The sequence below is a fragment of the Nostoc sp. TCL240-02 genome (assembly GCF_013343235.1).
Taxonomy (GTDB): Bacteria; Cyanobacteriota; Cyanobacteriia; order Cyanobacteriales; family Nostocaceae; genus Nostoc.
In genome coordinates this window covers 6,099,984-6,125,693 of sequence record NZ_CP040094.1, presented here as the reverse complement: position 1 = coordinate 6,125,693, position 25,710 = coordinate 6,099,984, and the positions used below count along the sequence as shown (strand labels likewise).

General features: G+C 42.8%; 17 protein-coding genes. 8 read left to right on the top strand and 9 right to left on the bottom strand.

Annotated elements, in window-relative coordinates; genetic code table 11:
* Nucleotides 1-57: 57 nt before the first annotated feature.
* Nucleotides 58-633 (bottom strand): hypothetical protein, encoded by a 576-nt coding sequence (locus tag FBB35_RS26090; protein WP_254625694.1) that lies wholly within the window; start codon nt 631-633, stop codon nt 58-60.
* Nucleotides 634-660: 27 nt separating this feature from the next.
* Nucleotides 661-1,437: a class I SAM-dependent methyltransferase gene (locus tag FBB35_RS26085; RefSeq protein ID WP_174712048.1), complete on the bottom strand. Its 777-nt coding sequence runs from the start codon at nt 1,435-1,437 to the stop codon at nt 661-663.
* Between the two features lie 134 nt (nt 1,438-1,571).
* Between FBB35_RS26085 and FBB35_RS26080 the strand changes: the two genes are divergently transcribed.
* Complete coding sequence (locus FBB35_RS26080) at nt 1,572-2,459, top strand: LysR family transcriptional regulator (protein ID WP_174712047.1); 888 nt, start codon at nt 1,572-1,574, stop codon at nt 2,457-2,459.
* A 135-nt stretch (nt 2,460-2,594) separates the two neighbouring features.
* On the opposite strand, the gene FBB35_RS26075 is transcribed toward FBB35_RS26080, so the two are convergent.
* Nucleotides 2,595-3,854 carry an alkaline phosphatase family protein gene (locus FBB35_RS26075; protein WP_254625693.1) on the bottom strand — a complete coding sequence of 420 codons (1,260 nt, stop codon included), beginning with the start codon at nt 3,852-3,854 and terminating at the stop codon, nt 2,595-2,597.
* 298 nt (nt 3,855-4,152) lie between these two features.
* Nucleotides 4,153-6,783 (bottom strand): U32 family peptidase, encoded by a 2,631-nt coding sequence (locus tag FBB35_RS26070; RefSeq protein ID WP_174712045.1) that lies wholly within the window; start codon nt 6,781-6,783, stop codon nt 4,153-4,155.
* 202 nt (nt 6,784-6,985) lie between these two features.
* On the opposite strand from FBB35_RS26070, the gene FBB35_RS26065 reads away from it, so the two are divergent.
* The 4 genes from FBB35_RS26065 (at nt 6,986) to FBB35_RS26050 (ending at nt 12,405) form a co-directional block, all read left to right on the top strand.
* Nucleotides 6,986-7,270, top strand: coding sequence for a DUF1778 domain-containing protein (locus tag FBB35_RS26065; protein WP_174712044.1), 285 nt, complete (start codon nt 6,986-6,988; stop codon nt 7,268-7,270).
* Nucleotides 7,260-7,781, top strand: coding sequence for a GNAT family N-acetyltransferase (locus FBB35_RS26060; RefSeq protein ID WP_174712043.1), 522 nt, complete (start codon nt 7,260-7,262; stop codon nt 7,779-7,781). The genes FBB35_RS26065 and FBB35_RS26060 overlap by 11 nt, the downstream gene beginning before the upstream one ends.
* A gap of 542 nt (nt 7,782-8,323) precedes the next feature.
* On the top strand, nt 8,324-11,227 hold the full coding sequence (locus tag FBB35_RS26055; protein WP_174712042.1) for a COR domain-containing protein: 2,904 nt from the start codon (nt 8,324-8,326) through the stop codon (nt 11,225-11,227).
* A gap of 299 nt (nt 11,228-11,526) precedes the next feature.
* Complete coding sequence (locus FBB35_RS26050; protein WP_174712041.1) at nt 11,527-12,405, top strand: peptidoglycan recognition family protein; 879 nt, start codon at nt 11,527-11,529, stop codon at nt 12,403-12,405.
* 169 nt (nt 12,406-12,574) lie between these two features.
* Here FBB35_RS26050 and ribBA read toward each other — a convergent pair whose 3' ends face one another.
* Nucleotides 12,575-14,248, bottom strand: coding sequence for a bifunctional 3,4-dihydroxy-2-butanone-4-phosphate synthase/GTP cyclohydrolase II (gene ribBA, locus FBB35_RS26045; RefSeq protein ID WP_174712040.1), 1,674 nt, complete (start codon nt 14,246-14,248; stop codon nt 12,575-12,577).
* Nucleotides 14,249-14,572: 324 nt separating this feature from the next.
* Between ribBA and argC the strand changes: the two genes are divergently transcribed.
* Nucleotides 14,573-15,631: an N-acetyl-gamma-glutamyl-phosphate reductase gene (argC, locus tag FBB35_RS26040; RefSeq protein WP_174712039.1), complete on the top strand. Its 1,059-nt coding sequence runs from the start codon at nt 14,573-14,575 to the stop codon at nt 15,629-15,631.
* Between the two features lie 145 nt (nt 15,632-15,776).
* On the opposite strand, the gene eno is transcribed toward argC, so the two are convergent.
* Entirely contained in the window at nt 15,777-17,066 is a 1,290-nt protein-coding gene (gene eno / locus FBB35_RS26035) for a phosphopyruvate hydratase (protein WP_174712038.1), read from the bottom strand.
* 256 nt (nt 17,067-17,322) lie between these two features.
* On the opposite strand from eno, the gene gloA reads away from it, so the two are divergent.
* Complete coding sequence (gloA, locus tag FBB35_RS26030; RefSeq protein ID WP_174712037.1) at nt 17,323-17,757, top strand: lactoylglutathione lyase; 435 nt, start codon at nt 17,323-17,325, stop codon at nt 17,755-17,757.
* A gap of 588 nt (nt 17,758-18,345) precedes the next feature.
* A complete protein-coding gene (clpB, locus tag FBB35_RS26025; protein WP_174712036.1) occupies nt 18,346-20,988 on the top strand; it encodes an ATP-dependent chaperone ClpB in 2,643 nt (880 codons plus the stop codon).
* A 159-nt stretch (nt 20,989-21,147) separates the two neighbouring features.
* On the opposite strand, the gene FBB35_RS26020 is transcribed toward clpB, so the two are convergent.
* From FBB35_RS26020 to FBB35_RS26010, 3 genes are all read right to left on the bottom strand, one after another.
* The gene (locus FBB35_RS26020) at nt 21,148-21,450 is read right to left on the bottom strand and encodes a hypothetical protein (RefSeq protein ID WP_174712035.1); all 303 of its coding nucleotides are present in this window, start codon (nt 21,448-21,450) and stop codon (nt 21,148-21,150) included.
* Between the two features lie 85 nt (nt 21,451-21,535).
* Nucleotides 21,536-24,331: a tetratricopeptide repeat protein gene (locus FBB35_RS26015; protein WP_174712034.1), complete on the bottom strand. Its 2,796-nt coding sequence runs from the start codon at nt 24,329-24,331 to the stop codon at nt 21,536-21,538.
* Entirely contained in the window at nt 24,328-25,653 is a 1,326-nt protein-coding gene (locus tag FBB35_RS26010; RefSeq protein WP_174712033.1) for an AAA family ATPase, read from the bottom strand. Before FBB35_RS26010 ends, FBB35_RS26015 begins: the two co-directional genes overlap by 4 nt.
* Nucleotides 25,654-25,710: the final 57 nt, after the last annotated feature.

The window sequence follows — 25,710 nt, the reverse complement described above, 5'->3', positions numbered from 1 at the left end:
GGCATTGGGCATTGAAATTTTCCATCTGGCTCATCTCCTCCAATTCCTAACTATTTACTAAAGTAAACGCTGTAAACCTATTTTGTTCTTAACATTGGTTTGGATACTACATAAAGCTGGACTTGTACTAAAGTTGCAAGTGTAAGTTGCTAAGGGTTCCTTTTGATAGTTAAATACCCGGACATTGTAACCAAAGTTTCGTGCAGCGCTACCCAAGCGATTTATAAAGTCGTAGCGTTCTATATACTCTAGTAAGCTCCAAATTTGCTGATTCACAATCAAGTCTACTCGTGCAGGTTCTTTGTCAGAAGCTGGATATGCTATCCAATTATCCAATAGCTTTTTCTCAGAGTTTTGTTGTGCCCACCATAAACTCGGAACGGTTAATCCTTCTGGATGAATGGTGTTGGCTGTGATTATATAGTCTTTTGGCTTAGTCAATAACTCTAGTTCTAAAGGCGCATTAGAAGGCGACGGTATTGAGTGCGTTTGTGCTTGTGAGGGCGGGACTAGTAAAGTGGTGAGGGCGATGGTTAGTAGTAATGAAAATGATGTTTGGCGATGGCTGCGCCAATGCCTGCCGTAGGATGCCCAAAGGGCTGTAGGGCGATCGCACAATTTAGGTACATACATAACTAATTCATAATTAATTCACACAATCTAAACTTTAATGGCAACGATGCGAATTCTTCGATAGTCTGCTGTCCAAGTTCCTTTTTGATACAGCGTCGGCTTGAGATATTCCTCCACGACGCGAATTACTTGTATTTGTTGCTCACTAGACAGTCCTGCTAAAAAAGAGCTAGCGAACATCCCAATCCAGTTGGACATGCCTGCTTCTCCTTCTGCTAAAGGAGTTGGACGAGCAAAAAGCATGGCATGAATGACATCAAAGCCTTGCTGTTCTAGTAGACTGGCATACTCGCCAATACTAGGGAAATACCAAGGATTTAGGGCTTGTGCAGGGATATTAATTGCTTCTAAGGCGCTTTCCAAAGCTGTAGCGATCGCCTGCACATTTCCCTTACCCCCAAATTCTGCCACAAAACGGCCTCCAGGTTTTAGGGATTGATGGATGGAAGCGATCGCGCTCTGTGCTTCTTTCACCCAATGCAATACAGCGTTGGAAAACACAGCATCCAATGGTTTATCTACTTGAAAGTTACTAGCATCCGCAACATCAAAGCGGATATGGGGATAGTTTGCTCTGGCCTTTTCGATCATCGCGGGTGCAAAATCAACTCCTATGACTTCAGCACCAGCTTGGGCAATTTTTTCTGTGAGTTGTCCCGTACCACACCCAAGATCCAAAATGGATTCTCCCGGCTGAAGGTTGAGGAATTTTAGTAAGTCCTCGCCATACTGCCAGACAAAAGCGTGTTTATCTTCGTAAAGAGTAGCGTCCCAATAATTTTTAGCTATTGAAAGATTATTCATAAGTAGTGAAATTACAGTGTGTTGATTTGCCGATTGATGACTGCTTGATCATCACAATAAAAAAGATTTTTAATTATGTCCAATATATATTTTCACCTTAACTAATATTTTAAAGATATGACTTGAGGTAACAAATGGAACTACGACACTTGCGCTACTTTGTCACCTTGGCAGAGGAACTGCACTTTGGACGGGCGGCGGAACGATTGCACATTGCCCAACCTCCCCTAAGTCAACAAATTCGACAGCTAGAGAAAGAATTGGGTTTTGAACTGTTTCACCGCACGAAACGAAATGTGCAGTTAACAGAAGCGGGGCAGGTATTTCTGGGTGAAGTTCAGCAAATTATGAGGCAATTACAACAGGCAATCCAAGTTGGGCAGCAAACTAGTCGGGGCGAAATTGGACAGTTGGTGGTCGGCTTTGTCAGTTCTGCGGCGTATAATATTTTGCCTACTATTTTGCGAACTTTTCGTAGTTACGTTCCTGGTGTGAGCATCGAGTTGCATGAACTGACTACAGATCAACAGTTAGAGTGGTTACGAGAAGGTCGAATGGATGTAGGATTGCTGCGTCCACCTGTTGAAGAAAATAGATTTAGTTGCGAAACAATTTTTCAAGAGTCTCTGATGGTGGCACTACCTGAAGCACATTTGCTAGCGAGTCAATCTGATGTGTGTTTGGCATCCCTTGCCAATGAACCGTTTATTTTATTTCCTAGGATATTAGCGCCGGGACTTTATGATTTAATCATTAGTGTTTGCCAGCAAGCAGGCTTTAGTCCCAAGGTTGCTCAAGAAGCTATCCAGATGCAAACGATTGTCAGCCTAGTAGCAGCCGAGATGGGTGTTGCGATCGTCCCAGCATCTTTGCAAAATTTGCAACGGATTGGAGTAGTTTATAAAACTTTAGAAGAAGCTATCCCAAAAGTTAGCATTGCGATGATTTGGCGAAAAAACGAGACATCTCCAATTGTGCAGAGGTTTTTGGAAATAGTTAAACAAGCTGCCCAGCAGTGGTGAATAGGGCGGCTTACAACAAAAGAAGATATTTGGTTACAAAGAAAGACAATCATTCAAGAGTTTCATTTTGATACGAATGCTGATGCTTTTTGGGTTCAATTGTCTTTGGCTTGAAATGCTCCTCTACAGCGCGAATTACTCGTCTTTAGTTGTCCATTGCCTCTGCCCCTTCGGAGTGAGTGCCCCTTCCTTAAACAGATCCGAGAGGTCGTTGGTGTTTGGTGAGTTTGCATCACCCAAAAACCCGCCGCCTGGTGCGTATACATCGAAGAGTTCCTCCCAGCTCTTCAGGTCGGACGAGTGGGTATAATTTACGAAGCTTTCATAGGCGTTACCCTTGGCCAGAGGTGAGATCACGATTTCCTCTATGGTGTGGCTAAAGTCATTCTGGTTAGTACCTTCAGTTTCATCCCACCAGATCACAATTGCGCCACCGTCTTTATAAGCAGCCGAGGACATGATCTTCGGAATGATTTGGGAAAGAAAGTTGTCACCCTGTGCAATTGCGGACTGATCGCCTGTGTAATGCACCCCATGATAGTCAAAGCCATTACTCAACGCAGTGTGTGAATCGTTGAATTGGTCTGGTGTAATCAGGGTGTAACTGGCAACCTTATTATGAGCAAGGTCTTCCTCTAATTGATTATGAGCAAGGTCTTCCTCTAATTGTTGCAATGGTGCATATTTAGATGCTAGAGGGTTTGCTGGTGTTGGGTCGTTACCGCCGTTGCTGTCAGTGAAAAACAAATGACCGTCGTGTTTGGCAGCGAAATTATATTGATGGCTACCGTTGTAGGGGTTAGTGTAATCAGGTGATGTACCACTGAAGCTGGTCAGAGGTACAGTCCACTGGTTTTTAGGTAAAACCGTGCTGGTAAGCTGACCATTGGCATTTTTTGCCAGGTCAATGTCTTCCTGATAGGATTTCCAAGGAATGCCAGCTTTATCAAGTAAAGCACTGAGATGGAGTGTAGTATTCTGGTTAGTGCCACCAGGATTTTTGAAAGGATCGTTATCGTTCAACACGCCGAAGTTATCGCCAGCTTCCTGCCAAATATAATTTGGTTCAGACGGGTGGATGCTCGGGTTATTACCGGACGGTGTAGCCAGGACGTTATGGTAAGCACCAGCGTAGGAGACATGAACGGCATTCGGATTTCCGGGGGTGATGAGGCTGTTCTGATATGGAGCTGCGGGATTGCCGAATATCTGGTTTGGTGCCTTTGTGTCGCTGCTTGGTTGCGTAAAGTTGTGGTTCTCCATATCTATGATGAAGATATGTTTGAGCCTTCTGCCCCTTTGGCCCCTTTCATCTCTTTCGTCCCTTTCATTTCTTTTGCCCCTTGCAAGGCTTTCAACCCTTCCAACGCTTTTACCCTTTTCTGCTACTGCCATGTGTGTGCTTAGGAGGTTTCCAGCCACAAACGCAACGGAAAGAATCATCCACCTAAATAACCGTAGTTGCATTAGTTTTTACAAAATGATTGTAAGCCTCACAACAATACTGATATGGGTTTAAGTATCAACTATTAAAGCTTTAAGGAAAGATTAATGATTCAGTTATTTGTTGAGTTAAAAAAGCACCTCTACTTTTTTAATGAAGAGTCCTAAGTTCCGTTAGCGGTCGTGGGGTGTTTAGCCCGTACTGCCTACTTTAATTTGCTCAACACTCAGAACTCAGGACAGAGTAGAGTCAAAGTCCCAATGGGCCACGAGTTACGCCCAATTGATTTTGCAGTTTCAACTCACGCCATAGTTGGGAACCTGTAATTTCACCTTGCAATAATTGACGATAGCGATGTATTATTTTAGTCACTTGGTCTGGAGTTTCATTGACAAACTCGACACGAAAGTGACTTAATCCAAGTTCTATAAGACGCTGTACGTACTCGGCTCCAGTTTGAGCAGTACCGTTAAATACAGTATTGCGGCAACCTACATCTGCCTTGAGAATGTGTTCGCTGCCTACACGATCTTTTAACTTTACTTCCTGCTTTTCACAAGGTCGTCCACAGTTAGTGTAGTCTGTACCTGTCGATAGAAAGGCACAAAATACACAATGCTCCATGTGAAACATCGGTATATGTTGATGGATTGTCACCTCAAACCACTGGGGTGGGCAACTGGTGAGTAGGTCTTGTAGTTGGGTAATATTCAGGTCGTAGGATGCCGTCAGCCTTTCTAAACCAAAGTGTTGCTGAAAGTAATCTGCTGTTAAGGAATTAGCAATGTTGAGCGAAAAATCTCCAATACAACGGTCTTGAGCAAAGAATTGCAGTTGGTCATAGTTTCGTATCAGATAGCCATCTGCTTCACAGGCGCGTACCTGCTGCAAAATCCAATTTTCCCCAGGTTTGGTAATTCGGGGTGGCGCAACCCAGATTGTGGGGAGTTGGGAGACGCGATTAATCGCGTCTGTACAAAAAGGAGTTAGGAGTGAAGAATTGTCTGCTTTGTTTTTTTGCTGTTGTTGGCGTACCATTTGCACCGCTTCTCGGTAGGCGCGGGGGTCTTCAAATTCACAGTAGAGTGTTTCAACTCCGGCTTTGAGGGCGGCTTGGAGTTGCTTGAGGTTTCGTACTAAGACGATGAGTGAAGGAGATAAGGGGGATGAGGAAGATGAGGAAGGGAGTAAGTCTTGGAAAGAGACATCAGAACGTAACTGCCAGCGTTTGGGTTGACTTCGCAATTCTTCCAACTGCACCACAATTTCCCGCCGCATCCGGTTTAATTCACTTACGGGCAGCATAAGGGAAGTACTGAGGTGGTTGGTTAGTTTCTCTAAAACGAAAGGTGTGTTACCAAGACGACCGAATTGTTCTTGTAAACGGTCTGTATCTAAGGGTTTGGTGTGCGCCTCCACCAATGAAATTGCAGACTCCACCTGTACAATATTACCGAGTCGATCGCGGGCGATCGCAATTAATGGCTGACCAATTTCTCCATAAACCTCTACATCAATGGGACGCTGAAATTGGGGGTTCTCGCCAGCAAAACTTTGACGTAGTTGCTTATCTAATTCTGGATCATTGGTTTTCCAAATGCGATCGCCTATATGCAATCGGCGCAGGTTCAAGTCATTTCGACCAAAGGTCAGCATTGCTTCTTTACCCTTGGACACCACAGCATAAACCCGGCCACCTTCTTCCTTCGCTTCTGGATGACCGCAGTCAAACACAATTCCATCCCCTGGTTTTACAGGCGCTTCCAGTTTGATTGTTACCTGTTCGTTATGAATGCGGGTGACTTCACCTAAATAAACCCCACGTTTTTTACCAAAGCGGGCGTGAACTAGTTCTTGATTATTAATCCCGCCAAACCAACCCGTGTAGAGTCCGCGAGAAAATGCCATCTCTAGGTTGTAGTGTTCTTGATCTAATTGACCTCTCCCCCAACCCCTCTCCGAAACGAAGAGGGGAGCCTTTATTCCCCCTTCCCTACAAGGGAAGGGGGTTAGGGGGTTAGGTCTTTCCAATTCCTCCATCACCCCATCTAGGGCTTGCCGATAAACACGGGTGACATTAGCAACATACTCTGGAGCTTTTAGGCGACCTTCAATTTTGAGACAAGTTACTCCTGATTTCACCAAATCGGGCAAAACATCTAACCCTGCTAAGTCTTGAGGACTAAGTAAATATTTGCGTTCTTTTAAATTTACAACTTTCCCATCAGCGATTAAATCGTAGGGCATCCGGCAAGCTTGGGCACATTCACCCCGGTTAGCAGAACGTCCGCCTAAAGCCTCGCTAGTCAAACACTGACCGGAATACGCCACGCACAAAGCACCGTGAACAAAGACTTCCAAGGGCAGCGAAGTTTCTTGTAGAGCAATCTGCTGCTGAATTTTATTAATTTCTTGAAGAGAACATTCACGCGCCAGCACCACCAATTGACAGCCGAGGGATTTGGCAAATTCCACCCCAGCCGCACTGGTAATTGTCATTTGGGTGGAAGCATGGATGGGGAAATCAGGCGAGAGGTGACGGATGAGACGACAAATTCCCACATCTTGAACAATGACGGCATCCACACCAGCTGCAATAATTGTGCAGAGATATTGCTGTGCTTCTGCTAATTCTTTGGGAAATATTAGTGTGTTGACGGTGACATAACCCTTTACGCCCCGACGGTGCAGGAATGCCATTAATTGGGGTAAGTCTGCCTCAGTAAAATTTTCTGCCCGCATTCTGGCGTTGAAGCGATCCAAACCGAAGTAAATTGCATCTGCCCCATTTTCCACAGCAGCTTTAGCACATTCCCAATTACCTGCTGGCGCAAGTAGTTCAGGACGTTGAGGAGAGAGTTGGGGGCGATCGCTTTTCATCAGATTTAGGGAAAGTTAACTAGCACCATAGTGATTTTATCTAAGTTTGTGGGGGAGGGTGCGATCGCTATCTCCACGCTAGTGTTTTAATTCACCTAGAGGTGATGAAAAAATGATCCTAGTTCCAATAATTTTGTGTGTACATTGTCCACTAATATAGTTATGCTGTAAATAGAGACTCAGCCAAAGATGAGAATTAGCCATGTCAGAAACATCATCTGCAAAAGATTGCCGCATCGATTTACGAGTTACCCAAGAGCAAAAAGAACTATTAGAACGGGCTGCCAGTCTCAAAGGAATTTCTTTGAGTGCTTATACACTTTTTCATGTTTTGCCAGTCGCCAAGCAAGATATAGATGCAAATGAAAGGCTGGTGCTGTCCAATCTTGATAGAGATTTGTTTATGTCAATAATGGAAAATCCGCCAGAACTGAAGGGAAAACTCAAATCTGCTATTCACAAATATAGACAGAAATATGACAAGTGATGGCGAGGCAAGATGGAATTTTGTACCAATTGATAAAAAGTATCAAAGAAATTCTTTTGATTGCGATTACGTAATTTTGAATGATTATCTCAAGAAATATGCACGGCAAAATCATAATAAAGGAATTGCTAAAACATTTGTAGCAATTTCAGCATCAGGAAGCTTGAAGATTGATGGCTATTATACCGTCAGTGCCAGTATTATTGAGTATGAATCCTTACCAGAATATTGTCAGAGTGGAATGCCAGCCTATCCGATTCCAGCAATGCTGATTGAGAGATTAGCTGTAGATAATTCGGTTAAAGGACAAGGTTTAGGAGGTGAATTGTTAGCTGATGCTCTCTATCGTGCTGTTCGTGTTTCTCAAGAAATTGGTATGTATGCCGTGAGAGTTGATGCTATCGATTTGCAAGCAAAGGAATTTTATCTCAAGTATGAGTTTATTCCTTTTCAAGACAATAAACTCTCGCTATTTCTGCCGATAGCAACAATAGTTAGAGAGTTTGGTTAAATTAATGAGGGAAATATCAAAGGGAGTAAAAACAAGAGCGTAGACGCATTAGCGAAGCGGTAGCGACGTTCGCGTAGCGTCTCGCAGAGAAGGAGCGTCAGCGGCTTGTCGCCAGACATCGCTTTTCATCAGATTTAGGGAAAGTTAACTAGCACCATAGTGATTTTACCTAAGTTTGTGGGGGAAAGTGCGATCGCCTCCAAATTGTGATATTTTTGGCAGCTTTTAATCAAGCGATTACATAATTAGGGATTTCCAAATAAAAAATATCCCAAAACTGACTAAAAATCCTCTCTATTTCTCCTCTCTCTGTGTTCTCTGCGTCTCTGTGGTTCGTAATTTATTTATTGAAAATCCTTTATACAAATAGCATTGTGGACTGCTAATTCTATTCAATGTATGACATAAGACGATCGCCTACGCACCCTGCTAATTTAAACATTACGGCAATTTTCATATAGATAAATGAAAGACAATAATCTAGCTCATAGTTGGATACACTATTTTGGTGAATATTGCTATAGAGTTGGTGAGGTTTGCAGGTGACAAACGAAGAACTATTGCAAATTATTGAAACAACTGCCAATAAAGGATTTATTCAGCTAAACCTTAATAGTAAGAATTTGACGGCACTGCCTGCTGAAATTGGGCAACTTTCCAGGTTGGAAGAGTTAGACCTAAGCGACAATCAACTGATAGAACTGCCTCCTGAAATAGGACAACTCACCAACCTCAGACTGCTACACCTCAAAGACAATCAACTGATAGAACTGTCTCCTGAAATAGGAAAACTTACCAACCTCAGAGGGCTAGACCTTAAAAGGAATAAATTAACAGTCCTGCCAACTGAAATTGGTCAACTCATCCACCTAATACAGCTAACCTTCCAGAGCAATCAACTCAGCAGCCTGCCAGCAGAAATCTGCCAACTCTCCAACTTAACGGCGCTATCCCTCCATAACAATCAACTCAGCAGTCTGCCGCCAGAAATCAGACAACTCTCCAATTTGATAAGGCTATACCTCCATAACAATCAACTCAGCAGCCTACCGCTAGAAATCTGGCAACTCTCCAATTTGACAGAGCTATCCCTCCATAACAATCAACTCAACAGCCTACCGCCAGAAATCTGCCAACTCTCCAGTTTGAAAAAGCTATCCCTTCATAACAATCAACTCAACAGCCTAGCGCCAGAAATCAGCCAACTTTCCAACTTGAAGGAGCTATACCTCGATAACAATCCACAATTAAGCTCACCACAGCCTGAGATTGTTGAGCAAGGAACGCAGGCAATTTTAAGCTATCTTCGGAAACAGTTAGAAGGTAGCCAACGGCAATGGGTTTCTAAGCTGCTAGTTGTCGGTGAAGGAGGTGTAGGTAAGACATCCTTATTAAGAGCTTTACGAGGTGAAGATTTCGATACCCAGCAATCCACCACCCACGGTATTGAAATTAAATCCTTGGAATTAGCTCATCCCACGCAACCACGTGTCACCATGCAGCTGAACACCTGGGATTTTGGCGGACAGGATATATATCATGCCACCCATCAATTCTTCCTCACTAATCGTTCTTTATTCTTGCTTACTTGGAATGCCGTAGCGGGATTTGAGCAGGGGAAACTCTACTACTGGCTAGATACTATCAAAGCTTTAGCCCCAGAATCCCCGATTTTACTCGTCGCCACCCACATCGACGAGCGAGATACAGACCTTCCCTTAAGAGAATTACGTAGAGACTACCCGCAGATTATCGAACACTGTAAAATTAGCTCTAAAATCAGCCTTGGCATTGAAGAACTTCGGCAGGCGATCGCTAAAGCATCTGCCAAATTACCCTTAATGGGTGAAATCTGGCCTACCACTTGGTTAAACGCTGCCAATGCCATCCGCACCCACTCAGAGAAACACATAACCCCTCAACAATTGTGGGACATCATGGCTAGGTCTCAAGTTGCTGAAAGTCAGCAAGTGTTAGCACGATGGCTGCATGAATTAGGTGAAATTCTCTATTTCCAAGACAACGAAGAACTTAACGATACCGTTATCCTCAAGCCACAGTGGGTAACTGAATATATCAGCAAAGTTTTGGAAAGCAAAGACGTAAGCGATCGCTTTGGCATTTTAACCCGTCAGGAAATGAATCAACTTTGGTGCGACTTAGAGGTATCAATGCGGGATCACTTCCTACGTCTTATGGAGCGTTTTGACCTTTCCTATCGCATTCCCGAAAGCCCTGCTCTCAGTCTAGTTGTGGAACGTTTGCCCCTCGATGCGCCTGATTATGAACAGAAGTGGCAGCAAATGAACCAAACAGGCGAGTGCAATGAAATTTCGATGAAATTTCAACTCAAGACGATTCCTGCGGGTATTCCCACTTGGTTTATTGCGCGTCAACACCGCTTCACAACTGGTATTCATTGGCGTAACGGTGTATTATTTGCTGATTCTGAGCAAAAACATTTAGCTTTAGTGCAAGCATTTCCTCATGAACACTACTTGCAATTAACAGTCCGAGGAGTATACCCCCAGAATTTCTTTGCACTACTTAAAGATGGTATTGAGCTAACTCTAGCAAGGTTTCCCGGATTGGATATTAAACGCTTTATTCCTTGTCCTGGTCACGACGGAGAAGCATGTATTCACCTCTTCAACTATGCAAATTTAGAGAAAGCTATTACTAGACATCCACCAATTATCGATATGCAATGCGAGGAGAGCTTTAAATCTGTCTCCGTGTCATCTCTACTTTTCGGGTTGGATTGGCACACGCAGGATCAAGTGCTGTTACGAATCGACAAGTTAGCAAAAGAAATTCTTGTTCGACAGGAAGCAATTCGTGATGAGCTTAAAGATATGCGGGAATATATACAACGGGAATTCACCAATACATTCCGCCGTGAACAAGCAATCATAGATTCTCACTGTCCCAATATCTTTGTCCTGCGTCCTCATGGCGTTAAAGCTTGGCAAAAGAATCTAACTGGACAGAAATTAGATTTACAACTATATTGCCAAGCACCAGGTTGCTGGCATCCTACGAAAGAAGGCGGTTTATATGAAATGAATGAACCTGCCGAATGGCTGAGAGTAACTGCACCTTATATTAATAAATTATTCAAAGTCTTGAAATATGCCGCACCGATAATTGGTCCTTTGCTTGGTGTGGTAAATCCCAAAGACTATGAAACACTATTTAGAAATGACTTTGAACTATTTAAAGAACTAGCAGCAAAATTACCTGAACTCGAAGAATCTGGTGGTTTCCCAATTGCTGGAGAAGATTTCGATCCAGAACACGCTGATGGTGCAGCTTTGCGTGCCTTACGCCAACTTTTAGAAGAAAAAGATCCACAGCAGCACTGGGGTGGATTAAAGAAAGTCTTGACACCAGAGGGACATTACCTGTGGCTATGCGAACACCACGCAGCAGAATATAAACGCTAACTATTTGATATTTGAGATTGCGATCTTGAATTGTAGAGACACAATTCATCAACTATTGCCTGCACCAGTAGCAATGGTTTTTATAGCATTTAAATAGCTCCCTAGATAGAGGAAGCGTCTAAAACGATTATTTAGGATTCCAATATATACTAGTAACGTATATTTGACTAGAATTAAAGTGTTATAGTGATTCTCGTTTGGATACCATCTACGGTAGGGGCTTGCGGAAGTGCGCCTCTACGAAAGACATGGCAGTTTAGCTATAAGTTAATATCTACCGTTTTACGGGTATTAGAAAAATGAGGTTTAAAGACTGGGCGACTAGGGTGTTACTAATCTCGCTGATGTTCATGGCTGTGATTGTAGTGCTGCTAATTGGACGAGCGACAAAATTACACAATAATCCAACAACATCCCATGTATCTAATCCACGGGTTATGGCCTTCAGTCAATATCCGCAGGTGCAATTCCAATCAGCGAAAGAGCCAGAGAAAAAATCTCAACGTGTTATCAAGTCCCCAGTCAAGACTAACAAGCCTGTATCAAGGTACATAACCACTCAAGCTTTTGCAAAGTACAGACCTAGTTATCAAGTTGCTGCGGTCGATCCAAGTAACTATGGAGAACGCTACACCCAAGATGTTAATGGCGTTCGTCTCAACAACCAACCGATTATCGTCCTCCATGAAACTGGTTATTCTGCTTCCAGCGCGATTAATTTCTTTCAAGTAGCCCATAATGATGAAAGCGTGCAAGCAAGTTACCACGCTTTAATCAAGTTAGATGGAACTGTGGTTTATCTAGTACCGCCAGAAAAGCGGGCTTTTGGTGCAGCTAACTCAGTATTTGAGAGTACACAGGGATTGGAAACTGTGCAGACTAATCCAAATTTGCCCGCATCTGTGAATAATTTTGCTTATCACGTTTCTTTGGAAACACCGCCAGATAGTTATGACAGTAGCAGCCAACAAACTCATAGCGGCTATACGGAGGCTCAATATAAATCTCTTGCTTGGTTAATTGCTCAAAGTCAAGTCCCAGATTATCGCATTACTACCCATCATTTGGTAGATCGTTCTGGTAAAAAAGTTGACCCGATAAATTTTGATGGTAATAGATTTCTAAGTTTACTTAATACTTTTCGTCAGGTTAGACCAATTTATAGAGCAAGTAATTAACAATTCAAAATTCAAAATTAAAGACATTTTCAGACGGGGATTTAAATCCCGACTGAAACTGAGACTAGGTATAGACATAGGGGTCTTAAACCCTTTTACTTTCGATAATTTATTCATAAGGTGCGTTACGCTACGCGATAATACACCTTACAAAATTTATTGAACCAGGCTATTTACTAAAGCTATAGATTTGCTGCTTTTCGAGGCGATCGCTAATCGATGAAGGTAGTGTACCATCCGAGAATGTCTGCCGATCCAGTTGGACTTGTAAATTACTTAAAGGATCGCAACCAGAAGAAATCAGAAATTCTAGTTTCTGGATGTATGGTAAGGTTGCGAGGTTGTCTAGAATTTGGAAGATAGCCTGTATATAAGGATGGCCACTTTGTTGATACCAATCACAGCTAGCAACTTTTGCCTGATCAAAACCCAAGTGTACTGTCAAAGATGGCTCATCAAATATAGCGATCGCTAACGGACGCGCTTCTTCTTGCAACAATAAATCATTACTTTTCGCTAAATGTCGCAGTTTTTCTAAGCGTTCATAACGTTCCGTCACGGCTTCCGGGTCATCTTGCCAATGGATTGCTACTGTCACCAGATAAGTCTGTAACAGCATGTGACCCAGCTTTTTCGCCTTTGTCGCCAGGTAATAAGAATTGTAGTCGTTTGCCTCAATTAACAATGGCACGCGATCGACTACTTCCAACCCATAGCCCTTAACTCCAGCAATTTTACGGGGATTATTAGTAATCAGACGTATCTTTTTGATGCCCAAATCCATCAGCATTTGTGCGCCCATCCCGTAGTCTCGCAAGTCAGCAGGAAATCCCAAACGCTCATTTGCTTCAACTGTATCCAGTCCCATATCCTGCAACGAGTAGGCTTTTAGCTTGTTAATCAAGCCGATGCCCCGTCCTTCTTGACGCAGGTATACAACTACACCTTGACCAGCAGCCTCAATCATCTTCAGTGCAGCTTCTAACTGCATCCGACAATCGCAGCGCAAAGAACCCAAAGCATCACCAGTTAAGCATTCTGAGTGCATCCGCACCATTACTGGCTCATCTTTGAAGTTATCTGGATCTCCTTTGACAATTGCAACATGTTCTGTATGGTCTAAGGTATGACGGTAAGCGTAAATTTCAAATTGGCCGAATTGACTAGGCAGTTTGGTAATTACCTCACGATACACGAGGCGATCGTGCTGTAGGCGATAACTGATTAAATCCGCAATACTAATTATTTTTAAATTGTGGCGTTCTGCATATTCGACTAACTGCTGCAACCGCGCCATTGAACCATCGGAGTTTTGAATTTCACAAATTACTCCTGCTGGGTAAAGTCCTGCTAGTCGGGCTAAGTCCACAGCCGCTTCTGTATGTCCTGCGCGTTTAAGTACGCCTCCAGCTTTAGCCCGAATCGGGAAAATATGACCAGGACGACGTAAATCGCTGGGTTTTGTCGCTGGGTTGAGAGTAACCTGGATAGTGCGGGCGCGGTCTTCTGCTGAGATGCCTGTGGTTACACCCAATTCTGGGCCAGCATCAATGCTAACAGTGAAGGCAGTTTGGTTAGTATCTGTAATGTTGCTTACCATCAAGGGTAAGTCTAGCTCGTCTAAGCGATCGCCTGTCATTGCCAAACAAATCAGCCCTCTAGCTTCCACCGCCATGAAATTAATCGTGTCGGGTGTGGCAAATTGGGCAGCACAAATTAAGTCGCCTTCATTTTCTCTATTTTCATCATCTACCACTACAATTACACGACCAGCTTTTAGGTCTGCTAAAGCGGCATTAATCGAATCAAATTTAAAAGCTTGGGTAGGATTAGGCTGTGACACAGAAAGATTTCCAGCTACCAACGTAAATTTTTTTTACAATTTCTTATTTTAGATTGTAGCTCCTTTATAAGGCAGAGAAGTGGACTAGCAATGATTTGATAACAGGGCAAAAATTTTTGCCGTTCAAAATGGGGATTTAAAGTGCAGCGACATCCAAGGATGAGGAGGACAAATAGAATATTTTATAATTTCCCTGCGTTCTCTTCCTTAACCGTCCGAAAAAAGTAGAGGGGTTTCAGGTGTTTTGTATGCTGTGAGTCTAGTCGCTGATATTGTTGATAGCTGAGAACGAATTAACCATTCATGGGATAAGGATTTCAGATCATGGGCAAATTTAGACGCGTACCCGTTGGGATTATTGGCGCGTCGGGCTATGGCGAAGTACAGTTAGTACGGCTACTGATGGATCATCCAGAAGTCGAACTGGTTTATTTAGGCGGTGAGAGTAGTATCGGTAAATCCTTTGGGGATTTGTACCCACATCTGGCTCATACAGCTAATCTACCAATAGAAGCGGTAGAACCAGAAATAATTGCTCATCGCTGTGAAGTAGTTTTCCTGTCTTTACCAAATGGTCTGGCTTGCCAAATTGCGCCCAAACTATTAGAAAAAGGATGTAAAGTGCTGGATCTGAGTGCAGACTATCGGTTCAGGGATTTGACAACTTATACAAATTGGTATGGTATTGAGAGAAGCGATCGCACCATTGCAGCTACAGCAGTTTATGGATTACCAGAACTTTATCGCGATCGCATTGCCGAAGCTCAACTTATTGGCTGTCCTGGTTCCTATCCCACTGCGAGTCTGCTTGCACTTTCGCCACTTTTAAAGCAAGGCTTAATCTTACCAGAAACAGCTATTATCGATGCCAAGGCTGGCACATCTAGCAGTGGACGGCAACTTCAAACCAACTTATTACTATCTGAAGCAGACAATTCCATCGCAGCTTTCAATATTGGCCGTCACCGTCATACCCCAGAAATTGAGCAAATTTGCAGTGATTTAGCTGGTCACGAACTGATGATCCAATTTACACCGCATCTTGTCCCAATGGTACGCGGAATTTTGGCAACGGTATATGCCAAAATGAGCGATCCCGGTCTAGTGCGAGATGACTTAATCACAATTTTCTCAGCCTTCTACCGCAACTCTCCTTGGGTAAAAGTCTGCGGTAGCGGCATTTACCCCCAAACCAAGTGGGCTAACAGCAGCAATCTTTGTTACATCGGCGTAGAAGTTGACCCGCGCACAGGTCGCGTGATTGTCATGTCGGCAATTGACAATCTAATTAAAGGGCAGGCGGGTCAAGCGATTCAATGTCTAAACCTAATGATGGGCTGGGATGAAACTTTGGGGTTGCCCAAGTTGGGGTTTTATCCTTAATTTGGGATTGGGGAATGGGGATTGGGGAATAGGGCATTGGGCAAAACAGTTCCGAGTGCTGAGTGAAGAGTTAGGAGTTACGAATTCTCTCCCTTGCCCCCTGCTCTCGTGCCCTCTGCCCCCTACTCCCCTGCCTCCCCAGTCCCTACTTGGGCCCTAAACCTACAGCACCAGCATAAACGGCGCGATCGCCTAGTTCATCTTCAATTCGCAGCAAGCGATTATATTTTGCTACCCGTTCGCTGCGACAGAGGGAACCTGTTTTGATTTGACCGGCACGGGTGGCTACAGCTAAATCAGCGATCGTTGTGTCTTCGGTTTCACCAGAACGATGGCTAATTACTGAACGGATGCTGTTACGAGTTGCCAAATCAATCGTTTCCAAGGTTTCGGTGAGAGAACCAATTTGATTGAGTTTAATCAAAATGGCGTTAGCGGCTTTTTCCTGAATGCCTCTTTGCAAACGAGTAGCGTTCGTTACAAACAAATCATCCCCTACCAACTGCACCCGCGAACCTAACTTCTGGGTGATCAATTGCCAACTTTGCCAATCTTCTTCATGTAAACCATCCTCAATTGACACAATTGGGTATTGATCCACAAGTTGTCCTAAATAATCAATAAACTCAGCCGGGGCGTGAGGTTTACCATCGTAAACATACTGGCCATTTTTGTAAAATTCGCTAGCAGCCACATCCAAAGCCAAAGCTACTTCTTCACCTGGCTTGTAACCAGCTTTTTTAATGGCAGCAACTAGCAATTCCAAAGCCACCTGATTAGATTCTAGGTTCGGAGCAAAGCCGCCTTCATCGCCTACACCAGTAAGCAAACCCTTCTCATCTAATACCTGGCTAAGGGTAGCAAATACTTCTGCACCCCAGCGCAATGCTTCCCGAAAAGAAGTTGCGCCAATTGGGACAATCATAAACTCTTGAAAGTCCACGTTGTTTGATGCGTGTGCGCCACCGTTAATTACGTTCATCAACGGCACTGGGAGCAAATTCGCTAAAGGGCCACCCAAATAGCGATATAGAGGAATATCTAGAGATTCAGCACCTGCTTTAGCTGCTGCTAGGGAAACTCCCAAAATCGCATTCGCGCCCAAATTGGATTTGTTAGGAGAACCATCTATGGCGATCATCGTGCGGTCTAGGAGTTCTTGGTTGAGGGCATCCAAGCCTAGTAATTTTGGTGCAAGTGATTCTTTGACGTTTTGTACTGCCTTGAGTACGCCTTTGCCCCCATAACGGCTTTTATCGCCATCACGCAGTTCGTGAGCCTCAAAAGAGCCTGTGGAAGCACCACTGGGAACCTGCGCTAGTCCGACAACACCATTGGCTAAATGCACTTCGGCTTCAATTGTTGGTCTACCACGTGAATCAAGAATTTCACGGGCTGCGATCGCTTCAATTGCAGTGTCTAAAAATTTACTCATCTGTACTTTATCCTTTATTCGAGTGTGTTACGCATACAGTCCAGTTGCCTAACCCAATCGCTAGCTTATGCTGTTAAGAGACTTTATTGGCTGAGATTAAAGAAGATTTCCATTGTATGGATAGGGATCAAGCCAAAAATGGGTAAGGGAATGTTTATTTAATTCTTTGCCTGATGGCATTTTTACCTGAAGACTTTCAGCTAGGTAAAATGTTGGCAGAGAATAAGACTAAATCAATTACACAGAAAAGGTCAATATGCGATTACTACATACAATGCTGCGAGTGGGCAACCTGGAAGAATCCTTAAAGTTCTACTGCGAACTTTTGGGTATGAAATTACTACGCCGGAAAGATTATCCAGGGGGAGAATTTACCCTAGCTTTTGTGGGCTATGGTGACGAAAGCGACAACGCAGTGATCGAACTAACCTACAACTGGGGTGTGGAAAAGTACGAATTGGGTAATGCTTACGGTCACATTGCCCTTGGGGTTGATGATATTTACGCTACCTGTGAAGAAATTCGCAATCAGGGCGGTAAAGTCGTGCGCGAACCAGGGCCAATGAAACATGGTTCGACAGTAATTGCTTTTGTGGAAGATCCAGATGGGTATAAAATTGAGCTGATTCAACTAGGATCTCAAGGATCAGCAGCCAAACAGGAATCACAAGAGCAACTTGTGATTCAGTAATTCTTATAAGGGATTTCCAAAAAAATAAATTATCGCTAGGGTGGAATTTCACTTACTTAAGCTGGATTTAGATCCCCGACTTCTTCAAGAAGTCGGGGATCTGAGCAGCAAGTTTTGCTTAAGAGCGAGACGCGTGAGACTTTTCGCTTTTTGCCCCTGCTTTTTAGGCGGGTTAGGGGATATCCTCTGCGTAAATCCTATTAGTGTATCCGTATTCCTAAGAGCGTAGGCGTAGCTGTCGTAGGCATTGCTCCAATAACATCATCTGGCAAAGTCCGTTCATAACAGTGTTTTCGTTTTAAATTAGGAAATAGGTAGTAGATTAAACTATCACCAAATTACCATTCCTAAATTGCCACTGGAGATACACGCGGATATACGCTGAGAATGTTTGGATAATTAGGGACTGGGGACTAGGGACTGGGGACAAGGAGGACAAGGAGGACAAGGGGAAATTATTGAATAAGTCTCTCTCTTGTCTCCCTCCTCTTCCTTGTCTACCTTGTCTCTTCTTCATGCCCAATCCCCAATATCCAGTCCCCAATGCCCAATCTCTAAACTAAAAATCAAAATTCCAAAATTATAAAGATGCAACCTACAGATCCAAATAAATTTACTGATAAAGCCTGGGAAGGAATTGTTAAATCTCAGGATATAGTCCGTGCTTATCAACAACAGCAACTAGATGTTGAACATTTAATTATTGCCCTATTAGAAGAACCCACTAGTCTAGCAATACGTATCCTGGCTCGATCTGAGGTCGATCCAATCCGCTTTCAACAGCAGCTAGAAGCCTTTATCCAACGTCAGCCCAAAGTTGGTAAAAGCGATCAGCTTTATCTTAGCCGTAGTTTAGATGTTTTACTAGATAAAGCCGAGGAAGCTAGAGTCAGGATGAAAGACTCCTACATTTCCGTAGAACATATACTTTTGGCTTTTGCTGAAGACGATCGCATTGGACGAAAGATCCTCAAAAGCTTTAGTGCGGACGCAGCTAAACTAGAAGCTACTATCAAACTCGTTCGCGGTAGCCAAAAGGTAACAGATCAAAGCCCAGAATCCCGTTATGAAGCCTTACAAAAATTTGGCAGAGATTTGACAGAACAGGCAAAAGCTGGAAAACTCGACCCAGTAATTGGGCGAGATGACGAAATTCGGCGGGTAATTCAAGTATTGTCTCGTCGGAGCAAGAATAACCCAGTCTTGATTGGTGAACCTGGCGTAGGTAAAACTGCGATCGCAGAAGCTTTAGCACAGCGAATGGTAAACGGTGATGTTCCCGAATCTCTGAAAAATCGCCAACTCATCTCTTTAGACATCGGTAGTTTAATTGCTGGGGCAAAATTGCGAGGAGAATTTGAAGAACGCCTGAAAGCTGTCCTCAAAGAAGTTATGGACTCTAACGGTCAAATTGTCCTGTTTATCGACGAACTACATACCGTAGTTGGTACTGGTTCCAGCCAACAAGGGGCAATGGATGCCGGAAATCTGCTCAAACCAATGCTGGCGCGGGGAGAACTGCGTTGTATTGGCGCAACTACCCTCGACGAGTTCCGCAAACACATTGAGAAAGATGCTGCTTTAGAACGCCGCTTTCAGCAAGTATTTGTCGATCAGCCAAGTGTGGAAAATACTATTTCCATTCTGCGGGGGTTGAAAGAACGCTATGAAGTCCATCACAACGTCAAAATTTCTGATTCGGCTTTAGTAGCAGCAGCAACACTATCAGCACGTTATATTAGCGATCGCTTCTTACCAGATAAAGCCATTGATTTGGTAGATGAAGCAGCCGCACAGTTAAAAATGGAGATTACCTCCAAACCAGCAGAATTGGAAACCATCGATCGCCGCCTCATGCAGTTAGAAATGGAAAAGCTGTCATTAGCTGGCGAAGAAAAGGGTACTGCCCAAACTAAAGAGCGTTTACAGCGAATTGAGCAAGAAATCGCCAATTTGACTGAAAAACAGCAAATATTTAATGAGCAATGGCAAGGTGAAAAGCAGATATTGGAGGCGATAAGCGCCCTAAAAAAAGAAGAAGATGCGCTGCGAGTGCAAATTGAACAGGCGGAACGTGCTTATGACTTAAATAAAGCTGCCCAATTGAAATATGGCAAATTGGAGGGAGTACAGCACGAACGCGAAGCCAAAGAAGCCAGCCTTTTAGAAATTCAAAACCAAGGTTCGACGTTGCTGCGAGAACAAGTTACCGAAGCTGATATTGCGGAAATCGTCGCCAAGTGGACAGGAATTCCTGTTAATCGCTTGTTGGAATCGGAACGGCAAAAATTGCTGCAACTAGAAAGTCATTTGCATCAACGAGTGATTGGGCAAGAAGAGGCTGTAGAAGCGGTAGCAGCAGCGATTCGCCGCGCCCGTGCGGGGATGAAAGATCCCTCGCGTCCCATTGGTTCATTTTTGTTCATGGGCCCCACAGGTGTGGGCAAAACCGAACTCGCCCGTGCTTTAGCTCAGTTTCTCTTTGATTCTGATGATGCCTTGGTGCGCTTGGATATGTCTGAGTATATGGAAAAACACTCAGTTTCTCGGTTAGTGGGAGCGCCTCCAGGATACGTAGGCTATGAAGAAGGCGGTCAGCTTTCCGAGGCAGTTCGCCGCCGTCCTTACTCAGTGGTACTTTTGGATGAAGTGGAAAAGGCGCACCCCGATGTGTTCAATATTTTGTTGCAGGTTTTAGATGATGGGAGAATTACTGACTCTCAAGGGAGAACAGTAGATTTTCGTAACAGCGTTATTGTCATGACCAGTAACATAGGTAGCGAACATATTTTAGATGTGTCTGGTGATGATTCTCAGTATGAAACGATGCGGAAACGGGTAATGGAAGGTTTGCGATCGCATTTCCGCCCAGAATTTCTCAACCGCGTCGATGATATTATTCTCTTCCATACCCTAAATCGCACGGAAATGCGGCAAATCATCCGTATTCAACTCAAGCGGGTAGAAAATCTCCTGCGCGAGCAAAAAATCTTCTTTGAGATATCCCAAGCAGCTTGCGATCACCTTGTCGAATCAGGCTATGATCCAGTTTATGGTGCGCGTCCACTCAAACGGGCAATTCAGCGAGAAGTAGAAAACCCCCTCGCCACTAAGTTATTGGAGAATACTTTTATCTCTGGAGACACGATTATCATTGACAAAAATGAAAATGGTCTGTCTTTTAGCAAAAAAGTGCCAGTGAAGGTGTCAGTACCACAGATTGCTACCTAGTCAGAAAAGGCGATTAGAAAGCGATCTCTAGGTGTCCAGATCCCCGACTTCTCAAAGAAGTCGGGGATCTAATTTTCGACAAATGATTTACGATTACGCGATCACTATTAATTTAAGCTGCTTAAAACTGAGGCTTAATATACAAATTTCATACTTATTTTAAGTACTTTGTTTCTGATTTATATAGTCATCATAAAGCTCTTCATCTTCTAATGTATAGCCATTCAAAAACGCATCATGGTTACGGATGTTTTTAATATCTTCCACATGAATTATGTTTTCATTCTCATTTTCCCAGTCTTCACCATCCAAAACTGAGAATTCTGTTAATTCTGGGTCATTTAAAAAATCTTCGGCTATGGCGACGATAAAAGGTTCTAGTATTTTGTGACGTTCTTCTAAAGGTAGTTGGGCAGTTTCTCGGAGAGATGGCTGTTTTTGCTCTTGGGCATTTTCTGACATTTGATTTAATTTCCTGAAAATGGGTTAAGTTTATATTTAGTAATTATGGGCATTTCTGTTAATTTTTAGAGGCTTAAAACTATCGCTACATCTTTTGTTGAATTAAAGCTTGAAAGCGCTCATCCTCCCGAATACCATAAAAATCTGATTCAGTTTTTGCCATTTCACGATATTCGCCAGGATTTATGTTGATAGCCTGCTGTAGATTTTTAATTGCTAATTCGACGTTACTCTGTGAAGCATAACAGCAAGCCTTATTGTACCAAGCAGTATGATTATCAAGTTTAATCTCTATAACTTTATCAAAACTTGCAATAGCTTCTTCATAGCGCTCTAACTTCATTAGCACAAAGCCTTTATTAGACCATGCAACGTAGTCATCATATTTAAATTCAAGGGCTTTGTTGCAACTTTCTATAGCCTCTTTATATCGACCTAAGTAATAAAGTGCAAAACCTCGATTTGCCCAGGTAATTTCAAAATCTGGTTTAAGTTCAAGAACTTTTTGAAAATTGCTAAGAGCTTCTATACAGTGTTCAAAGTCAGATAGTAAAAGACTTTTTTTGTTAAGAAAATCTTGAGAAATAAAGCCAATTTCTAGCGCTTTTTCATAAACAGGACTCATTCCTTCAAAAGAGTATTTTTTAAGCAATAAATAGCCTCGGTTGTTCCAGCATTGGTAGTTACTGGGTTGAATTTCTAGCACTTTATCAAAACTAGAGATGGCTTCAGAGTAACAATCTAAGTGATATAAAGCATAGCCTCTATGCTCCCAAGCATAGTAATAATCCGCTTGAATTTCCAAGCAGGTTTCATAATTTGTGATTGCTTCATAGTATTGACCCAAATTAAATAGTGCGCGACCCTTGTTGTACCAAGCATAGTGATAATCAGGTTTAAATTTCAGTGCTTGGTCGTAGGATACGATCGCTTCTTCATTGCGTTCTAAATTGCGTAGTACATTGCCCCGATTGTTCCAAGCTTGGTGGTAATCAGGTTTAAATTCCAGTGCTTGGTCGTAGGATACGATCGCTTCTTCATTGCGTCCTAAATTGCGTAGCAAAACGCCCCTATTGTACCAAACTTCGTGGTCATCAGGTTTAAATTTCAGTGCTTGATCGTAGGATGCGATCGCTTCTTCATTGCGTCCTAAATTGCGTAGTACATTGCCCCGATTATTCCAAGAAAAGTGATAATCAGATTTAAATTTCAGTGCTTGGTCGTAGGATGCAATGGCTTCTTCATTACGTCCTAAATTGCGTAGTGCATTGCCCCGATTGTTCCAAGAAAAGTGGTCATCAGATTTAAATTTCAGTGCTTGGTCGTAGGATACAATAGCTTCTTCATTACGTCCTAAATTGCGTAGTGCATTGCCCCGATTGTTCCAAGAAAAGTGATAATCAGATTTAAATTTCAGTGCATGGTCATAGGATGCAATGGCTTCTTCATTGCGTCCTAAATTGCGTAGTGCATTGCCCCGATTGTTCCAAACTTCGTGATAATCAAGTTTAAATTTGAGTGCTTGATCATAGGATGCGATTGCTTCTTCATAGCGTCCTAAATCATTTAGCATAATCCCTCGAAAGTTCCAAGCATAGTGGTAATCAGGTTTAATTTCCAACGCTTTGTCATAGGATATGATTGCATCTTCATAGCGGACTAAATTTCCTAGTGCATTCCCTCGAAAGTTCCAAGCATAGTGGTAATCAGGTTTAATTTCCACTGCTTTATCGTAGGATATGATCGCATCTTCATAGCGGACTAAATTTCCTAGTGCAATCCCCCGGTTGTTCCAAGCTTGGTGGTCATTTGGTTTAAATTTCAGTGCTTGGTCATAGGATGCGATCGCTTCTTCATAACGTTCTAAATTTCTTAGCGCAGTACCTCGGTTGTTCCAAGCTTGGTGGTAATCAGGTTTAATTTCCAGTACTTTGTCAAAGCATGAGATCGCGGCTTCATAGTGTCCTAAATTCCTTAGCGCATTCCCCCGGTTATACCAAGCTTGGTGGTCATCTGGTTTAAATTTCAGTGCTTGGTCGTAGGATGCGACCGCTTCTTCATAACGTCCTAAATTTCTTAGCGCAGTACCTCGGCTGTTCCAAGCTTGGTATAAATCAGGTCTAATTTTCACAGATTGGTCATAGGATGTAAGAGCTGCTTCGTATTCGTTTGTAGTACTTAACAACCTTCCCAATTCAAACAGTAAACTTGCTTTACGACTCTCTGACTGATGTTTTTCGATCAGCAAGTCTTGAATTTCCAGAAGTTTCTCAATTTTTTGTTCGGGGCTAAGTTTCAAATATTCCTCATAGTCTGCTTCATCTAGTAGACGAGTAGATTCTTCATCTACCACTTCTGGTGTAGTCGGTAATTCAAACACCCCAGAACGCCAATCAAAAAAATCTGGGGCGCGGTGAATAAAATAGTTTACCGAAAATGAACGCAAAAGAAAAACAAAGCTAATGGGAAAATCATCTCTAAAGCGTTCTCGCTGTTGGTTTAAGTGATTTAAAATATGCGGAACACTGGTTAAATTGCTAAATTGTCCTTCTGTAATTTCTCCAAAACTTCTTTTTTCATACTTATATAAAGAATATTCCAGACCTTTAATCAATAAAATATCAACTTGCTTGTCTTTAACAAACTCAACTACTGGCTGATATAAATTATCAATAGCCTCAACCAAGCGCAGAACTGCAATCTTCTTCTGCGGAATCTCTTTTGGAAGTTTGACAATCAAGTTGTCTGCTTCCACAGGTGTGCATTGGACAAAAAACAAACCAAATCCTGATTTACGCCTCAGTGCGCGAAGCAAGTCTTGATAAGCTTCTTCTGGTTCTGGGGGTAAATCATCATCCCAATCACTTAAATTCGGGTTCATGAAAGTTTCGCTACAGCTTCTTTAAATTCTGGAATTCCTTGAATCAATGGATGAATATCATACCAACGCTGCATTTCTCCATCATCATCCAAATAGCGGTATTCTAAAAGACAGCGATTATACATCAAACTCCGATACAAGTCATCATTAATAATGCGCTTAGAACAAGACACTTCCGCTAACAGACACCATTGATGATTTTCCACAGCACGGCGATAAGTATCTCTGGCTTGAGTAATTGCTCGTCGCACCGCCTTTTCTGAAACAGGTAACTCTTCAGTGCGTCCAATGGCATCTTGAGTTAACAATAGCAAATTTCTCACATGACCTCCACTCATTAAACAAAGTCTGTCTAAGGTTTGGGGACTGTCGAAAATTTCTGTTTCTAGTGATAGTTCGGGTGCAATTTGCCGGACTCGCTTGTTAATTACTTCCTTAACTTTCTTTAGTCCTGGCTGATAAACGTCTCCCTCGAAAGTTTTTACCATAATCATCGGCAAAATTTGGGGGTCGCCGTAGATATCTCTGAGGTCTGTTGCCCTGGTAGAATAGACCATTGAAATGGGGACAGTGTAAATCAAATGGCAATCTAATGCTTGAAGTTGTTCGCTACGATCTAAAAACACTTCCTCATAGTTGGTGCGTTCTCCGTCTTTGACTAACACCATCCGGTCTAAGTTATCGACAATTACCGCCAGTTTCTTGTAGCCATTAGGTAAGTGCTGTTTTGCATCCACCAAAAACTCATTTAACACCTGAATTAAAGTGACGGTGTAAGGATCAATTTTTTGGCGGATCTTCTGGCGTAATTCAGGAACAGCCCTTAAATTGGCGGTCAATTTGGCAAATTGAGTAAGCTGTGCTTCTACTCCTAGACTCTCAAATTCTATGGGAGTCTGCGCCAAATCTTTCAAATCTTCCCAACGACCTTTCAACCAGTCGAGTATGGGACGAGGACTAGCAATTCCTTTTAAATCTTTGAGCAAACGGCGGGTACAGGCGAGGAGAATATCTGTATATTGGGCATCTTCAGAATCAATATCTTCTTCATCAGCCGCAAAATACACAACATAAAATTCCCGATTTTCTAAATATTTCTTTAACCTGAGTAATTCTGTAGACTTCCCTGCACCCCGATGGCCAGAATACAATTGGCAAGTATTTGTATCTGCTAATCGCATCCGATTTCCCAACTCTTGCTCAATATCCGCATCTCCCCGCACATCCTGACAATCTACATATTTTGGATCGCCTGCGGGTAAGGGTTCAAAGGGGTTAAAGGCATTGTAGAGTTTTGCGAGTAAGTCAGAACTATTAACCATAGGTAAAAAATATAGCAATCATGCTCATAATAATGGAGATTAAGCAGAGACGCGATT

Excerpts from the sequence above, each read along its gene's own strand:
- FBB35_RS26090 (WP_254625694.1), bottom strand. The coding sequence starts at position 633 with ATGTATGTACCTAAATTGTGCGATCGCCCTACAGCCCTTTGGGCATCC.
- FBB35_RS26085 (WP_174712048.1), bottom strand. The coding sequence starts at position 1,437 with ATGAATAATCTTTCAATAGCTAAAAATTATTGGGACGCTACTCTTTAC.
- FBB35_RS26080 (WP_174712047.1), top strand. The coding sequence starts at position 1,572 with ATGGAACTACGACACTTGCGCTACTTTGTCACCTTGGCAGAGGAACTG.
- FBB35_RS26075 (WP_254625693.1), bottom strand. The coding sequence starts at position 3,854 with ATGGCAGTAGCAGAAAAGGGTAAAAGCGTTGGAAGGGTTGAAAGCCTT.
- FBB35_RS26070 (WP_174712045.1), bottom strand. The coding sequence starts at position 6,783 with ATGAAAAGCGATCGCCCCCAACTCTCTCCTCAACGTCCTGAACTACTT.
- FBB35_RS26065 (WP_174712044.1), top strand. The coding sequence starts at position 6,986 with ATGTCAGAAACATCATCTGCAAAAGATTGCCGCATCGATTTACGAGTT.
- FBB35_RS26060 (WP_174712043.1), top strand. The coding sequence starts at position 7,260 with ATGACAAGTGATGGCGAGGCAAGATGGAATTTTGTACCAATTGATAAA.
- FBB35_RS26050 (WP_174712041.1), top strand. The coding sequence starts at position 11,527 with ATGAGGTTTAAAGACTGGGCGACTAGGGTGTTACTAATCTCGCTGATG.
- argC (WP_174712039.1), top strand. The coding sequence starts at position 14,573 with ATGGGCAAATTTAGACGCGTACCCGTTGGGATTATTGGCGCGTCGGGC.
- eno (WP_174712038.1), bottom strand. The coding sequence starts at position 17,066 with ATGAGTAAATTTTTAGACACTGCAATTGAAGCGATCGCAGCCCGTGAA.
- gloA (WP_174712037.1), top strand. The coding sequence starts at position 17,323 with ATGCGATTACTACATACAATGCTGCGAGTGGGCAACCTGGAAGAATCC.
- clpB (WP_174712036.1), top strand. The coding sequence starts at position 18,346 with ATGCAACCTACAGATCCAAATAAATTTACTGATAAAGCCTGGGAAGGA.
- FBB35_RS26020 (WP_174712035.1), bottom strand. The coding sequence starts at position 21,450 with ATGTCAGAAAATGCCCAAGAGCAAAAACAGCCATCTCTCCGAGAAACT.
- FBB35_RS26015 (WP_174712034.1), bottom strand. The coding sequence starts at position 24,331 with ATGAACCCGAATTTAAGTGATTGGGATGATGATTTACCCCCAGAACCA.
- FBB35_RS26010 (WP_174712033.1), bottom strand. The coding sequence starts at position 25,653 with ATGGTTAATAGTTCTGACTTACTCGCAAAACTCTACAATGCCTTTAAC.